This window comes from Pseudomonas sp. HLG18 (assembly GCF_051903985.1).
GTDB lineage: Bacteria > Pseudomonadota > Gammaproteobacteria > Pseudomonadales > Pseudomonadaceae > Aquipseudomonas > Aquipseudomonas fluorescens_BT.
Window position 1 is genome coordinate 2204899 of record NZ_CP195831.1, and the last position, 14899, is coordinate 2219797.

12 protein-coding genes are annotated in these 14899 nt (G+C 61.5%); 9 read left to right on the plus strand and 3 right to left on the minus strand.

Features of this window, described 5'->3' with window-relative positions; genetic code table 11:
* The first annotated feature begins 193 nt into the window (after positions 1–193).
* The gene (gene pncA / locus ACSPX5_RS10050) at positions 194–820 is read left to right on the plus strand and encodes a bifunctional nicotinamidase/pyrazinamidase (RefSeq protein WP_169430516.1); all 627 of its coding nucleotides are present in this window, start codon (positions 194–196) and stop codon (positions 818–820) included.
* Between the two features lie 93 nt (positions 821–913).
* Here pncA and ACSPX5_RS10055 read toward each other — a convergent pair whose 3' ends face one another.
* Both ACSPX5_RS10055 and ACSPX5_RS10060 read right to left on the minus strand, forming a co-directional pair.
* On the minus strand, positions 914–2215 hold the full coding sequence (locus ACSPX5_RS10055; RefSeq protein WP_169430517.1) for an ATP-binding protein: 1302 nt from the start codon (positions 2213–2215) through the stop codon (positions 914–916).
* Positions 2216–2219: 4 nt separating this feature from the next.
* On the minus strand, positions 2220–2921 hold the full coding sequence (locus tag ACSPX5_RS10060; protein WP_065261627.1) for a response regulator transcription factor: 702 nt from the start codon (positions 2919–2921) through the stop codon (positions 2220–2222).
* Between the two features lie 203 nt (positions 2922–3124).
* Here ACSPX5_RS10060 and ACSPX5_RS10065 point away from each other — a divergent pair, with 203 nt between their 5' ends.
* From ACSPX5_RS10065 to ACSPX5_RS10100, 8 genes are all read left to right on the plus strand, one after another.
* Positions 3125–4282, plus strand: a complete 1158-nt coding sequence (locus ACSPX5_RS10065; protein ID WP_439821600.1) for an efflux RND transporter periplasmic adaptor subunit — start codon at positions 3125–3127, stop codon at positions 4280–4282.
* 15 nt (positions 4283–4297) lie between these two features.
* On the plus strand, positions 4298–7396 hold the full coding sequence (locus ACSPX5_RS10070) for a multidrug efflux RND transporter permease subunit (protein WP_439821601.1): 3099 nt from the start codon (positions 4298–4300) through the stop codon (positions 7394–7396).
* 78 nt (positions 7397–7474) lie between these two features.
* Positions 7475–8116: a DUF1345 domain-containing protein gene (locus ACSPX5_RS10075; RefSeq protein WP_169430519.1), complete on the plus strand. Its 642-nt coding sequence runs from the start codon at positions 7475–7477 to the stop codon at positions 8114–8116.
* Between the two features lie 151 nt (positions 8117–8267).
* Positions 8268–9296: a LacI family DNA-binding transcriptional regulator gene (locus ACSPX5_RS10080; protein ID WP_439821602.1), complete on the plus strand. Its 1029-nt coding sequence runs from the start codon at positions 8268–8270 to the stop codon at positions 9294–9296.
* Positions 9297–9401: 105 nt separating this feature from the next.
* The gene (locus tag ACSPX5_RS10085) at positions 9402–10184 is read left to right on the plus strand and encodes a sugar phosphate isomerase/epimerase family protein (RefSeq protein WP_169430521.1); all 783 of its coding nucleotides are present in this window, start codon (positions 9402–9404) and stop codon (positions 10182–10184) included.
* A complete protein-coding gene (locus ACSPX5_RS10090) occupies positions 10177–11196 on the plus strand; it encodes a sugar kinase (RefSeq protein ID WP_323160517.1) in 1020 nt (339 codons plus the stop codon). Before ACSPX5_RS10085 ends, ACSPX5_RS10090 begins: the two co-directional genes overlap by 8 nt.
* Positions 11197–11262: 66 nt before the next feature.
* Positions 11263–12561 (plus strand): MFS transporter, encoded by a 1299-nt coding sequence (locus ACSPX5_RS10095; protein WP_323160518.1) that lies wholly within the window; start codon positions 11263–11265, stop codon positions 12559–12561.
* Positions 12562–12582: 21 nt separating this feature from the next.
* The gene (locus ACSPX5_RS10100) at positions 12583–13560 is read left to right on the plus strand and encodes a 2-hydroxyacid dehydrogenase (protein ID WP_323160519.1); all 978 of its coding nucleotides are present in this window, start codon (positions 12583–12585) and stop codon (positions 13558–13560) included.
* A gap of 123 nt (positions 13561–13683) precedes the next feature.
* On the opposite strand, the gene ACSPX5_RS10105 is transcribed toward ACSPX5_RS10100, so the two are convergent.
* Positions 13684–14871, minus strand: a complete 1188-nt coding sequence (locus tag ACSPX5_RS10105) for a pyridoxal phosphate-dependent aminotransferase (protein WP_323160520.1) — start codon at positions 14869–14871, stop codon at positions 13684–13686.
* Positions 14872–14899: the final 28 nt, after the last annotated feature.

The following is a 14899-nucleotide window of genomic DNA, read 5'->3' on the forward strand; positions in this document are numbered from 1 at the left end:
AGGGATTGATCACTGCAGGATCGCGTTGCCTGCCATCAGATACCCATGCAGCGAAGGCCACAACTGTCATATCTGACAGGTGTTTTCTCGAAGAAAATGATCAAGAATTGCTGTTGAATTGCGCTCGCCCGATCAGGCGCACGAGGCAGGCTGTACTATGCTGGACCAGTGACTTTCCAAGTAAGGATTACCGATGTCGATCACGCCTCGTAGTGCATTGCTGGTCATCGATGTACAGAACGACTTCATTCCCGGCGGCCAATTGCCGGTGCCCGAGGGTGATCGGATAGTGCCGTTGGTCAACGATCTCGCCCGCCAGTTCAAACAGGTCGTGATCGCACAGGACTGGCACCCTGCCGGCCATGCGTCGTTCGCCTCCAGTCACCCCGGCCACAAGCCCTACGACGTGATTCAACTGCCCTACGGCGAACAGACCCTGTGGCCGGATCATTGCGTGCAGGCCACCCGGGGTGCCGAACTCCACCCGGAATTGAACCTGCCCCATGCGCAACTGATCATCCGCAAGGGCTGCAACCCGGACATCGACAGCTATTCGGCGTTTCTGGAAGCGGACCGCGTCACAACCACAGGTCTGGCGGGTTATCTGAAGGAGCGCGGCATCGACACGGTGTACATGGTCGGCCTGGCGCTGGATTTCTGCGTGATGTTCTCCGCGCTGGATGCACGGGCCGCGGGGTTCAATGCGTTTGTGGTGCTGGATGCATGCCGGGCGATTGATCTGAACGGCTCGCTGACGGCGGCGATCGAGCGGATGCAAGTGGCGGGGGTCGGCCTGATCCATTCCACTGAACTGCTTTGACTGACGCCTGTTATCTCACGCTGATCGCTGTGCACTGATCGTTCCCACGTTGAAGCGTCGAACCGTTTGCGTGGGAACGATCATCAACGAACGCTAAACGGGGGTTGGTAGCCACAGCCTGAACCGCGCCCCGCCCAACGGCGAACCTTCCACCGTCAACGTCCCACCCTGGGCTTCCAGCGCCCGACGGCTGATTGCCAACCCCAGTCCAAACCCGCCGGTCGCCCGATCCCGGCTGCGATCCAGCCGATAGAACGGCTCGAATATCCGCTCCCGCTCGTCTTCCGGAATGCCGATTCCGTCATCGTCCACCCAGATCTCACAACCCTTCGGGCAAACCTGCACACCGATCTGAATGCGCTTTTCGCAGTAACGCATGGCGTTACGCAACAGGTTCTGAATTGCTCGGGCGGTCAGGCGTGGATCAAGGGAAAAACGTTCCAGCTGATTATGCAGCAGCACATCGATGACGATTTCCGGAGATTCCAGTTCTTCGTCGACGCTGCCCAGAATGCTGTCGATGAACTCGTCCAGCGACACTTCGACCTGCTCCGGCAACTTCGCCGGATTCTGCAGGCGGCTGTAGGACAGCAACTCCAGCACCAGCTCATCCAGTTCGCGGATGTGCGCGACCAGCCCTTGCAGGCGTTCGCGGCTGGCTTGCGGCAAGTCATCGGACAGCGCCAGCGCCAGGCCGAAGTCCAGGCGGGTCAGCGGCGTGCGCAATTCGTGGGACACGGCGTTGAGCAGGTCCCGCTGCTGGTTGAGCAGGTTTTCGATGTCGCCGGCCATAGTGTCGAACACGTTGGCCAGGCTGCCGATGTTGGAGCTCGGGCCAATCTGCGTGCGCTCGCTCAAATGGCCCTTGCCGAAACGTTCGGCCGTGCCCTTGAGGCGTTCCAGATCGCGCCAGTGCGGACGAAACCAGAGCAACAGGCACGCCAGCAGACTCGCGCCGATCAGCACGTTGATGCTCCAGTACAACAGGTTCACGTCCATCGGATCCGGTGGGACCACCATTTGCACGGCAACCTGGTCGTTCAGCGGCGTCACCGCCAGCGTACGCCAGCCCCAGTCGCCGATGCGCACCACGTTTTCGCCACGACGCAGGCGCTCTTGTTCGATCGGGGTGAAATCGGCGTTATCGATACGGGCGAGGACGATGTGCAGCGGCTGGAAATCCTTGTCCATCGACGCCGCAACCGCCGGCCACTGATCCTGCGGCACGGCGCGAAACTGCTTGGTGATCAGCGATTGCAGGCCACGGGAATAATCGAGGTTGTAGGTGACGAACCGCTGCTTGAACGCCATCACCACCAGATCCGGCACCAGATAGATCGCCGCGCTGTAGGAAACGATCGTCACCAGATAGAGGCGAAACAGGATTCTGAACATCGAATCAGCATTCCCACTCGGAACGGCTGAACAGATAACCCTTGCCCCACACGGTCTTGATCTTGCGCGCTTCGCCCGCGTGGTCGTCGAACTTGCGTCGCAGCTTGGAAATCGCCACATCCACCGAGCGGTCGGTGCCGTTGAACTCTATGCCGCGCAGGCGTTGCAGAATCTGGTCGCGACTCAGCACTTCACCGGCATGACGGGCCAGCACCACCAGCAGGTTGTATTCGCCGCTGGACAGTTCAACCGGCTGATCGCGCCAGGTCACCGTGCGCTCCGACAGATCGATGCACAGGTTGCCCATCAGGATGCGGTCGTTGGCGGTCATCGGCTCGCCCAGGCTGCTGCGACGCAGCAAGGTGCGTACCCGCGCCAGCAGGACTCGCGGCTCACAGGGTTTGGTGACGTAATCGTCGGCGCCCATTTCCAGGCCCAGTACCTGATCGTGGCTGTCGTCGCGGGCGGTCAGCATCAAAATCGGCAGCGTCGCCGAGTCTGCGCGCAACAGGCGACAGACCTGCAAGCCGTCGAGGCCCGGCAGCATCAGGTCGAGAATCACCAGGTCCGGCGGATTGAGCCGCGCCCGTTCGCGCACATGGTCGCCTCGGCCGATCACGCTGACGGAATAGCCGTTGCGCTCGAGATAGCTGGAGATCAGTTCGGCGAGGGCGGTGTCGTCTTCGACCAGGAGGATGTTGGGCATTGATGATCCAGAAAGTGCTGTGGCGACTGGCTTGCCCGCGAAGGCGGCATATCTGTCGCAATAAATTTCAAGGCGTAAAGGATATACGCCCTCACTCGTCCCTGAGCAAAACCCTTACACAATTTCACACAGCACCTACAAAGCTTCACCGCTACCCTCTGCGACTGTCCGTAGGATGCGCAGATCAATATTGGGGGTTGTACATGTCGAAGAATCTGCTGGCCGGGCTCGGCCTGATCGCATTGGCGCTGACGCTGAGTGCCTGTGATAAATCCTCGAACGCCGAGGAACAGGCGCCGCCGGCCACCGTGCGGATCGAAACCCTTGAGGCGCGCCCCCTGTCGATCAGCAGCGAACTGAGCGGGCGGATTGCCGCCCCGCGCATCGCCGAAGTCCGCGCCCGGGTCGCCGGCGTGGTGCTGCAACGCACCTACCGCGAAGGCAGCGACGTGAAAAAAGGCGACGTGCTGTTCCGCATCGATCCGGCACCGTTCAAGGCTGACCTCGATAGCGCCGAAGCGGCCCTGCGCAAGGCCGAGGCCAACGCGTTCCAGGCGAAGTTGCAGGAGCAGCGCTACGCCCAGTTGATCGACGACAAGGCCATCAGCGCTCAGGATTACGACAACGCCCGCGCCAACGCCCGGCAGACCGCCGCCGACGTGGCCGCCAACAAGGCAGCCGTCGAGCGGGCGAAGCTGAACCTCGGTTACGCCACCGTCACCGCGCCGATTTCCGGGCGCGTCGGGCGTGCGCTGGTGACTGAAGGCGCACTGGTCGGCCAGAACGAAACCACGCCCATGGCGCTGATCCAGCAGTTGAACCCGATCCACGCCGACCTCACCCAGTCGACCCGTGAATTGAATGAGCTGCGCCGGGCGTTCCGTTCCGGCCAGTTACAACAGGTCGGCCAGGATCAGGTCAAGGCCACGCTGATTCAGGACGACGGCAGCCTCTATCCGCTGCCGGGCAAACTGCTGTTCAGTGACATCACGGTCGATCCGGGCACCGGGCAGATCATCCTGCGCAGCGAATTCCCCAACCCGGACCTCGATCTGCTGCCGGGCAGCTACGTTCGCGTGCGTCTGGAGCAAGGCGTGATCCAGCATGGCCTGACCGTGCCGCAACGCGCAGTACAGCGTGACAGCGCCGGTGTGGCGCAGGTCCTGACGGTCGACGACCAGATGCGCGTCGCCCAGCAGCCAGTGCAGCTCGGCACGGTACAGAACGACCGCTGGATCGTCACCGGCGGCCTCAAGCCCGGCGACCGCATTGTCATCGAAGGCCTGCAACACGCCCGTCCGGGCGAAGTGGTGCAGATCGACGACACCCCTCTTCCACTTGCCCAGACCTCTGGTCAGTAAGCAGGACGCTCTTCTATGCCGCAGTTCTTTATCGACCGCCCGGTGTTCGCCTGGGTCGTCGCGTTGTTCATCCTGTTGGCCGGTGCGCTGGCCATCCCGCAATTGCCGGTGGCGCAATACCCCGACGTCGCGCCGCCGCAGATCGAAATCTATGCCGTGTACCCGGGCGCCTCGGCGCAGACCGTCGACGAGAGCGTCGTCAGCCTGATCGAGGAAGAACTCAACGGCGCCGATCACCTGCTGTATTTCGAATCGCAAAGCAGCCTCGGCAGCGCCACGATCAAGGCGACGTTCCAACCGGGCACCAACCCGGAACTGGCGCAGGTCGACGTGCAGAACCGCCTCAAGGTGGTCGAGTCGCGCCTGCCGCAAGCGGTAAACCAACAGGGCTTGCAGGTGGAGAAAGTCTCCGCCGGTTTCCTGCTGCTGATCACTTTGACCTCCAGCGACGGCAAGCTCGACGACGTGGCGCTCAGCGATTACCTGGCGCGCAACGTGATGAACGAGATCAAGCGCATCGACGGCGTCGGCAAGGCCCAGCTGTATGGGGCCGAGCGGGCGATGCGGATCTGGGTCGATCCACAGAAGCTGATCGGCTTCAACCTGACGCCTGCCGATGTCAATGCCGCCATCGTCGCGCAGAACGCCCAGGTCTCGGCGGGCAGCATCGGTGATTTGCCAAATCCGAGCAGTCAGGAAATCACCGCGACGATTCTGGTCAAGGGTCAGCTTTCGACGCCGGAAGAGTTCGCCGATATCGTACTCAAGGCCAACCCGGACGGCTCCACCGTACGCATCAAGGATGTGGCGCGGGTCGAGATCGGCAGCCAGGAATATCAGTTCGGCACCCGCCTGAACGGCAAGCCGTCCACCGCCGTTGGCGTGCAACTTTCGCCGGGCGCCAATGCCCTCAGCACCGCGACCTTGATCCGGGCGAAAATGGATGAACTGTCGCGCTATTTCCCGGCGGGCGTGGAATACAAGATTCCCTACGACACGTCGCCGTTCGTGAAGGTCTCGATCACCAAAGTGGTCTACACCCTGGGCGAAGCGATGTTGCTGGTGTTTGCGGTGATGTTCCTGTTCCTGCAGAACATCCGCTATACCCTGATTCCGACGCTGGTGGTGCCGGTGGCGCTCATGGGCACCTTCGCGACCATGCTCGCGCTGGGTTTCTCGATCAACGTGCTGACCATGTTCGGCATGGTGCTGGCCATCGGCATTCTGGTGGACGACGCCATCGTGGTGGTGGAGAACGTCGAACGGATCATGGCCACCGAAGGCTTGTCACCCAAGGAGGCGACACGCAAGGCGATGAGCCAGATCACCGGCGCGATCATCGGCATCACGCTGGTGCTGGTGGCGGTGTTCATTCCGATGGCCTTCATGCAGGGTTCGGTGGGTGTCATTTACCGGCAGTTCTCGCTGTCGATGGCCACCTCGATCCTGTTCTCGGCATTCCTCGCCCTGACCTTGACCCCGGCACTGTGCGCCACTTTGCTCAAGCCGATTGCCAAGGGTGAACATCACGAGAAAACCGGTTTCTTCGGCTGGTTCAACCGCCGTTTCGAGCAATTGACGGATCGTTATCAGGGCTGGGTCGGTTACGCACTGAAACGCACCGGTCGCTATCTACTGATCTACGTTGTGTTGCTGGTGGGTCTGGGCCTGTGCTTTGCGCGCCTGCCCTCCTCGTTCCTGCCGGTCGAGGATCAGGGTTACACCATCACCGACATTCAACTGCCACCCGGTGCGAGCAAGAACCGCACAGTGCAGGTGGTCGAGCAGATCGAAGCGCACAACGCCAGCGAACCGGGTGTGGGCGACAGCACGGTGATTCTCGGTTTCAGCTTCTCCGGCAGCGGGCAGAACGCCGCGCTGGCGTTCACCACGCTCAAGGACTGGTCGCAGCGTGGCAGCGACGACTCGGCAAGCTCGATTGCCGACCGCGCCAACATTGCCCTGAGCCAGATCAAGGATGCTGTGGCCTTCGCCGTACTGCCGCCGCCGGTGGATGGCCTCGGCACGTCCAGCGGCTTCGAGTTCCGCCTGCAGGATCGCGGCGGCCTCGGTCATGCGACCTTGATGGAAGCGCGCACCCAACTGCTGGACGCCGCCGAGAAAAGCCCGATCCTGATGAACGTGCGTGAAAGTGCCCTGGCTGAAGCGCCGCAAGTGCAGCTGGAAGTGGACCGCAAGCAGGCCAATGCACTGGGGATTTCATTCGCCGACGTCGGCAACGTGCTGTCCACCGCCATCGGTTCTTCGTACGTCAACGACTTCCCCAATCAGGGGCGGATGCAACGGGTGGTCGTGCAGGCTGAAGGCGATCGCCGCAGTCAGGTCGATGACTTGCTGAAAATGCACGTGCGCAACGACGCCGGGAAAATGGTGCCACTGTCGGCGTTTGTCCGGGCCACCTGGACTCAAGGCCCGGCGCAGTTGACCCGCTACAACGGCTACCCGGCGATCTCGATTTCCGGCGAACCGAAACCCGGCCACAGCACCGGCGAAGCCATGGCGGAAATCGAACGGCTGGTGGCCCAGGGGCCAAAAGGCATGGGGCAGGAATGGACCGGTCTGTCGTTGCAGGAACGTTTGTCCGGCAGCCAGGCGCCGATTCTGCTCGGCCTGTCGCTGTTGATCGTGTTCCTGTGTCTGGCGGCGTTGTACGAGAGCTGGTCGATTCCGACTTCGGTGTTGCTGGTTGTGCCGCTGGGCGTACTCGGCGCTGTACTGGCGGTGACGTTGCGCGGGATGCCCAACGATGTGTTCTTCAAGGTTGGCCTGATCACCATCATTGGTCTGTCGGCGAAGAACGCGATCCTGATCATCGAGTTTGCCAAAAGCCTGTATGACGAAGGTCACGATCTGATTGATGCCACATTGCAAGCGGCGCGTCTGCGGTTGCGGCCGATTGTGATGACTTCGCTGGCGTTCATTCTGGGCGTGGTACCCCTGGCGATTGCCACGGGCGCGAGTTCGGCGAGCCAGCAAGCCATCGGTACCGGGGTGATTGGCGGGATGATTACGGCGACGCTGGCGGTGATTTTCGTGCCGGTATTCTTTGTGGTGGTGATCAAGCTTGTGCGCAGGTTCGCCAAGCCTGATTGATTGACCGGTTCCGGCGCGGTGGCCACAGGTCGCCGCGCTGGGCTAAGGTGTCTGCACACCCTGGCCCATCGAGTTCCCATGCGCTTCCTCGCCCGCACCCACCCTCGCCTTTCCGCCGCCGCATTATTCGGTCTTGCAGTCGGCCTGCTGGTCCCTGCCGACTCCGTCATCAGCAAAACCCTCATTGGCTGGAACGCCGGCGTCTGGACCTATCTGCTCCTGATGTTCTGGCTGACAGCTCGCGCGAAAGCACCGGACGTCAGACGCATCGCCGAAGTCGAGGACGAAAACGCCGGACTGGTGTTGTTCGTGGTGTGTATCGCGGCGCTGGCCAGTCTGGCGGCCATCACCCTGGAACTGGTCGGCAGCAAGGACCTGCAAACTTCCCACAAGCTCCTGCACTACGGCTTTACCGCGTTGACGGTGATTGGCTCATGGTTGCTGATCGGGGTCATTTTCAGTGTCCACTACGCCAGGCTGTTTTATACCTGGGACGGCAAGGAGCCGGCGCTGCGTTTTGCCGAAGGCCTGACAACGCCCAACTATTGGGACTTTCTGTACTTCTCGTTCACCATCGGCGTCGCTGTGCAGACGGCGGATGTCGGCGTGGCCACCCGAGAAATACGCAAGATCGTGCTGGCACAGTCGTTGATCGGCTTTGTATTCAACACTGCCATTCTCGGGTTCTCGATCAACATTGCGGCCGGGTTGTTCGGCTGATATCTAGCTCATCCTCGAGCGCCACTTGTCGGTGACTTAGGGTTTTCCTCCGATCATTCACTTGACGACCCAATCGCTTCTGGTGTTTCCTGAAACCGGTTTCAGATACAGATAATCTGACCTGACAAATCCAATAACAAGGTTTCAGACCGTGAACGATTTCTCCGCCGCCCAGCGCAGCCGCGTCACCATGCTCGACGTTGCCGAACACGCTGGCGTGTCCAAGGCCAGCGTCTCTCGCTTTATCGGCGATGACCGCGCCCTGCTCTCCGATGCCATTGCCCAGCGCATCGAGCAGGCGATTGCCGAACTCGGCTACCGTCCCAATCAAATGGCCCGAGGCCTGAAACGCGGTCGCACCCGCCTGATCGGCATGCTGGTGGCCGATATCCGCAACCCCTATTCGATTGCCGTGATGCACGGCGTGGAAACCGCCTGCCGCCGGCACGGTTACAGCCTGGTGGTGTGCAATACCGATCGCGATGACGAGCAGGAACGCCAGCATCTGGCGCTGTTGCGCTCGTACAACATCGAAGGGCTGATCGTGAACACCCTGGGCCACCACCGGGATGAACTGGATGAGCTGAAGCGGGAAATGCCGCTGGTGCTGGTGGATCGCAAGGTCGATGGGCTCGACAGCGACATGGTCGGGCTGAATAACCCGCAAGCCATCGAGATGGCGCTCGAACATCTTCAGCAACGCGGCTATCGCGATGTACTGCTGGTGACGGAACCGTACGACGGCACCAGCTCGCGGGTCGAGCGGGTCAGCGGTTTTCAGCAGCAGATTGGCCAGCGCGAGGACATCCGTGGCGCTGTACTGGAAACCGGCCCGAGTCTTGCCAAAGACCTTCAAACCTTTTTAAACACACCTGATTCGGGCCCTAAAGCCCTGTTCTGCGCCAATGGCGTGGCGGCGCTGGCTTGCACCCTGGCGCTGCGCGAGATCGGCTGCCGGTTGTTCGAGGATGTCGGGCTGATCGCGCTGGATGATCTGGACTGGTACCCGCTGGTGGGCAGCGGGATCACCGCCCTCGCCCAGCCAACCGCCGAGATCGGGGCACAGGCATTTGAATGCTTGCTCAAGCGCTTGCGTGGGGATGATGAAGCGGCGCGGACGCTGGATTTTGCACCGTTGCTCATTGAGCGCGGTTCGACCCGTGGATTTTGTGGTGACTGACATGGCCTCTTCGCGGGCAAGCCCGCGAAGGGACCCGAAAGAGCAATGCACAACTTGATGATTTTTTTTGAACAAAAATGAAACCGGTTTCAGAGGTAGATAACAATGAATAAACCCGCCGTTTCCATCAGCCTTTCCAGCTACGGCGCCGACCTTGTGCGCCGCCGTGGTCAAGGCTCTTTCATCGAGGTGTTGGCCGCTGCCGGTGCCCATCGCATCGAATGGCGCGAAGAACTGCTGACCATCGAAGTCCCCGAACAACTCGCCGCCGCCACACAAGCCGAAGGCCTGCAAAGTATCTATTCCTCGCCCACCGAACTGTGGCTGGCCGGCCAGTCGCGGCCCAATCCCGAACTCATCACTGCACTGCAAAACGCTGAAGCGTTCGGATCGAAGTGGCTGAAGGTTTCCCTTGGTTTCTTCACCGACAACAACGATCTGCAGGCGCTGGGGCAAATCCTCGCGCAGAGCCCGGTGCAACTGCTGGTGGAGAACGATCAGACCTTGCACGGCGGTCGCATCGAACCGTTCCAGCGCTTTTTCGCCGCCGTCGAGCAACACAACTTGCCAATCAAGATGACCTTCGACATCGGCAACTGGCAGTGGCAGGACCAGTCCGCCACCAGTGCCGCTCGACTGCTGGGCCGCCACGTCGGTTACGTGCATTGCAAAGCCGTGGCCCGCCGCGCCGACGGCAAACTGGTAGCGGTTCCGCCGGCCGCCACCGACCTGCATCTGTGGGAACAACTGCTGCGGCACATGGCCCAAGGGGTCATGCGCGCCGCCGAATACCCGTTGCAGGGCGACGACCTGGTGCAATTGACCACCGAACACGTTGCCGCCCTCGCCTGCCTCGGCCAATCCCGCCTGGAGCCTGCTCATGTCTGAGATCGATATTCTGTCGTTCGGCGAAACCATGGCCATGTTTGTTGCCGAACAGAGCGGTGATCTGGCATTCGTCGATCAGTTCCACAGGCGGATTGCCGGGGCGGACAGCAATGTGGCCATCGGTTTGTCCCGGTTGGGTTTCAACGTTGCGTGGCTGAGCCGTGTCGGTGCCGATTCCCTGGGACGATTTGTCGTCGAAACCCTGGCCCGCGAAGGTCTGGATTGCAGCCATGTCGAAGTGGACAACGCGCACCCGACCGGTTTCCAGCTCAAGTCGCGCAACGATGACGGCAGTGATCCGACGGTCGAGTACTTCCGTCGCGGCTCGGCGGCCAGTCATCTGTCATCGAAGTCGATCACCCCGACGCTGCTGGGCGCGCGACATCTGCACGCCACCGGCATTCCGCCAGCGCTGTCGGCGTCGGCCCGGGAAATGTCCCGTGAACTGATGACCCGCATGCGCAACACCGGGCGCAGCGTGTCATTCGACCCGAACCTGCGCCCGAGCCTGTGGGCCAGCGAACGGGAGATGATCACCGAAATCAACCGCCTCGCCGCCCTCGCCCATTGGGTGTTGCCGGGGCTGAGCGAAGGTCGCTTGCTCACCGGGTTTGAAGATCCGGCGGACATCGCCGCGTTTTATCTGGATCAGGGTGCCGAAGCCGTGGCGATCAAACTCGGGCCGCAGGGTGCGTATTACCGCACGCACCTGGATCAGGGGTTTGTTGCCGGTGTGCCGGTCGAAACCGTGGTCGATACGGTAGGTGCCGGGGATGGATTTGCAGTCGGGATGATCAGTGCCCTGCTGGAGCACCAGAGCTTTCCCGAAGCCGTCAGACGCGCCAACTGGATTGGCAGCCGGGCGGTGCAGAGCCGTGGCGACATGGAGGGTTTGCCGACCCGATCCGAACTTTCGGCTGAACTGGAGGCCGTCAATCGCGAGCAGGCTCGCTCCCACACTGGATCGGGTTCCAACTCAGCCCCCTTGTGGGAGCGAGCCTGCTCGCGATAGGGCCAGTACAAACAACCGATTAATTGAACCTGCTGCGACAAAAACAACAAGCTCAGGAGCAAGACCATGAAAACCGCAACCCTCGCCACCCGCCGCTGGTGGTACATCATGCCGATCGTGTTCATCACCTACAGCCTGGCGTACCTGGACCGCGCCAATTACGGATTCGCTGCCGCCTCCGGGATGGCCGCCGACCTGATGATCACACCGGGCCTGTCGTCCCTGCTCGGCGCGCTGTTTTTCCTCGGTTACTTTTTCTTCCAGGTGCCCGGCGCGATCTACGCGCAGAAGCACAGCGTCAAGAAGCTGATCTTCGTCAGCCTGATCCTCTGGGGCGGGCTCGCCACGCTGACCGGCGTGGTTTCCAACGCCTATTGGTTGATCGTCATCCGCTTCATGCTCGGCGTGGTCGAAGCGGCGGTGATGCCGGCGATGCTGGTCTATCTCTGTCACTGGTTCACCCGTGCCGAACGCTCGCGGGCCAACACCTTCCTGATCCTCGGCAACCCGGTGACCATGCTGTGGATGTCGGTGGTTTCGGGGTATCTGGTGCAGCATTTCAGCTGGCGCTGGATGTTCATCATCGAAGGTTTGCCGGCGGTGCTCTGGGCATTCATCTGGTGGAAGCTGGCCGATGATCGTCCGGCGCAGGCCAAGTGGCTCAGCGACCGGGAAAAGCACGATCTGCAAAGCGCTCTCGCCGCCGAACAGGTCGGGATCAAAGCAGTTAAGAACTACGCTGAAGCTTTCCGCTCGCCGAAGGTGATCATTCTGGCGCTGCAGTTTTTCTGCTGGAGCATTGGCGTCTACGGCTTTGTGCTGTGGCTGCCGTCGATACTCAAGGCCGGCGCGCAAATGGACATGATCGAGGCCGGCTGGCTCTCGGCCCTGCCGTATCTGGCGGCGGTGATCGGGATGCTGCTGGTGTCCTGGGGCTCGGACAAACTGCAAAAGCGCAAACGCTTCGTCTGGCCGCCGCTGCTGATTGCCTCGGTGGCGTTCTACGGTTCGTATGCCTTGGGTGCCGAGCATTTCTGGTGGTCGTACACGCTGCTGGTGATTGCCGGCGCCTGCATGTACGCGCCTTACGGGCCGTTCTTCGCCATCGTGCCGGAAATCCTGCCGGCCAACGTTGCTGGCGGCGCCATGGCACTCATCAACAGCATGGGCGCCCTCGGTTCGTTCGGCGGTTCGTATCTGGTCGGTTACCTCAACAGCTCCACCGGTTCGCCCGGCGCTTCGTATCTGCTGATGAGCGGCGCACTGATGCTCTCGGTGGTGCTGACGATTTTTCTCAAGCCCGGCGCGAGCGACCGGGTGACGGCCAAGCGCGTCGCACCGCGTCCGCAGCCGGCCCATTCCTGAATTGATAGAGAGATGACTGCGATGAAAAAGCAGGTTGTGCTGTACAAAAAACTGTCGGCGGCGCTGATGGCGCGCCTTGAGGAACAGGTCGACGTGACGCTGATCGACAGCCTCGACGCCGACGGCCTGATGAAACTGCGTGACGCCCTGCCCGGCGCCCACGGATTGCTCGGCGCGAGCCTGAAACTGGATGCGGCATTGCTTGATCTGGCACCGCAGCTCGAAGCGATTTCCAGCGTCTCGGTGGGCGTCGACAACTACGACATCGACTACCTGACCCGACGCAGAATTCTGCTGACCAACACCCCGGATGTGCTCACCGAAACCACTGCCGACACCGGTTTCGCGCTGATCCTGGCCACCGCCCGGCGAGTGGTGGAACTGGCGAACATGGTGCGCGGCGGTCACTGGCACCGCAGCATCGGCCCGGCGCATTTCGGCACCGATGTGCACGGCAAGACCCTGGGCATCATCGGTATGGGGCGGATTGGCGAGGCGTTGGCGCAGCGTGGACATTTCGGGTTCGGGATGCCGGTGATCTATCACAGCCAGTCGCGCAAACCGGCGGTCGAGGCACGCTTCGATGCGCAGTACCGCAGCCTTGAAGACTTGCTGCAGCAGGCGGATTTCATCTGTCTGACATTGCCGCTGACGGCGCAGACTGAAGGTTTGATTGGCGCCGAACAGTTTGCGTTGATGCGCCCGGAAAGCATCTTCATCAATATTTCACGGGGCAAAGTGGTGGATGAGGCCGCGCTGATCGATACCTTGCGCCATAACCGGATTCGCGCGGCGGGGCTGGATGTGTTCGAGCGCGAGCCGTTGAATCATGACTCGCCGTTGTTGCAACTGAATAATGTGGTGGCAACGCCGCACATGGGTTCGGCGACCCATGAAACGCGCGAAGCGATGGCGCGGTGTGCGGTGGAGAATCTGTTGGCGGCGTTAACTGGGAAGAAGCCGGTGAATCTGGTGAACTCATCAGCTTGGCAGAGCTGAAACTTTCAGCGCTTGTACCGGCCCTTCGCGAGCAGGCTCGCTCCCACAGGTCTTGTGTACACCGCAGTACACTGTGGGAGCGAGCCTGCTCGCGAAGGGGCCATTAAAGACAACACAGAACCTTCAGGCGCTGCGCACTTGCAAAAGCTGCGCAGCGCACAGCGCAATCCGCGAACACGCATCCGCCAGCTTCACCCGATCCACCACCAGCCCGATGCGAATATGCCCCGCCGCACTGGGCCCGAACGCTTCACCGGCCAGCACCGAAACCCCATACCCCTCCAGCAATCGTTCTGCAAAATCCTGCGCCCCGATCCCGGTCTGGCGCACATCGACCATCACGAACATCCCGCCATCCGGCTTGATCGGGTACAACCCCGGACAGCCGCGCAACCGCTCGCACACCAGATCCCGACGCAACCGGTATTCCTCGCGCATCTGCGTCACTTCCGGCAGGTCTGTCTCCAGCGCTACCTGCGCCGCTTTCTGCACGAAATCCGGCAGACCGAACAGCATGCTCAACGACAGATTCACCAAATGCTCGGCCAACGGTTTGGGCCCGATCATCCAGCCGATCCGCCAACCGGTCATCGCGTGGGACTTTGACAGGCTGTTGACGGTCGCGGTGCGCTCGGCCATGCCCGGCAGGCTCGCCGGGCTGACGTGCTCGCCTTCGTATAACAATTCGCTGTAAACCTCGTCACTGATCAGCCACAAGTCATGACGAATGCACAGCGCCGCCAGCGCCTGCCAGATCAGCAACGACAGACTGGCGCCGGAAGGATTGTTGGGGCTGTTGAGCAACATGGCCCGAGTCTTCGGAGTGATCCGCGCCGCGACATCCACCGGGTCGACGCGAAAACCGTTCTCAGGGCGAACCGGAACAGGCACCACGGTTGCGCCACAGGCACCGAATACACCTTCATAAGTCACATACATCGGTTCGGCGACGATCACTTCATCGCCCGGATCAAGCAGGCATTGCGCCACCGAATACACCGCGCATTGTGCGCCGGGCAACACGATCACATGCTCGGCATCGACATCCTGGCCGCTGTTGCGTCGATGGCGCTCAGCGATCAACGTGCGCAGCTCCCGCCGGCCGCGCACTTCGGAATAATGCGTATCGCCCGCCAACAGGCTGTCGATGGCGCCGTGGATGATCGGCAGCGGCGTGTCGAAATCCGGATCACCCACCGACAGCAGCAACACATCGACCCCTTCGGCGCGCAGTTCCAGCGCTCGGTCGTGAATCCGCCAGGCCGCTGCTCCCTCCCCGGCGATTCGTTGGGTCAAGGCTGAATAGCGCATGTACGTCTCCTGATTGCGCGGTCTCCAG

What these genes read in the sequence shown, in the direction of transcription:
- pncA (WP_169430516.1), top strand. Translation starts at nt 194, where the DNA reads ATGTCGATCACGCCTCGTAGTGCATTGCTGGTCATCGATGTACAGAAC.
- ACSPX5_RS10055 (WP_169430517.1), bottom strand. Translation starts at nt 2,215, where the DNA reads ATGTTCAGAATCCTGTTTCGCCTCTATCTGGTGACGATCGTTTCCTAC.
- ACSPX5_RS10060 (WP_065261627.1), bottom strand. Translation starts at nt 2,921, where the DNA reads ATGCCCAACATCCTCCTGGTCGAAGACGACACCGCCCTCGCCGAACTG.
- ACSPX5_RS10065 (WP_439821600.1), top strand. Translation starts at nt 3,125, where the DNA reads ATGTCGAAGAATCTGCTGGCCGGGCTCGGCCTGATCGCATTGGCGCTG.
- ACSPX5_RS10070 (WP_439821601.1), top strand. Translation starts at nt 4,298, where the DNA reads ATGCCGCAGTTCTTTATCGACCGCCCGGTGTTCGCCTGGGTCGTCGCG.
- ACSPX5_RS10075 (WP_169430519.1), top strand. Translation starts at nt 7,475, where the DNA reads ATGCGCTTCCTCGCCCGCACCCACCCTCGCCTTTCCGCCGCCGCATTA.
- ACSPX5_RS10085 (WP_169430521.1), top strand. Translation starts at nt 9,402, where the DNA reads ATGAATAAACCCGCCGTTTCCATCAGCCTTTCCAGCTACGGCGCCGAC.
- ACSPX5_RS10090 (WP_323160517.1), top strand. Translation starts at nt 10,177, where the DNA reads ATGTCTGAGATCGATATTCTGTCGTTCGGCGAAACCATGGCCATGTTT.
- ACSPX5_RS10095 (WP_323160518.1), top strand. Translation starts at nt 11,263, where the DNA reads ATGAAAACCGCAACCCTCGCCACCCGCCGCTGGTGGTACATCATGCCG.
- ACSPX5_RS10100 (WP_323160519.1), top strand. Translation starts at nt 12,583, where the DNA reads ATGAAAAAGCAGGTTGTGCTGTACAAAAAACTGTCGGCGGCGCTGATG.
- ACSPX5_RS10105 (WP_323160520.1), bottom strand. Translation starts at nt 14,871, where the DNA reads ATGCGCTATTCAGCCTTGACCCAACGAATCGCCGGGGAGGGAGCAGCG.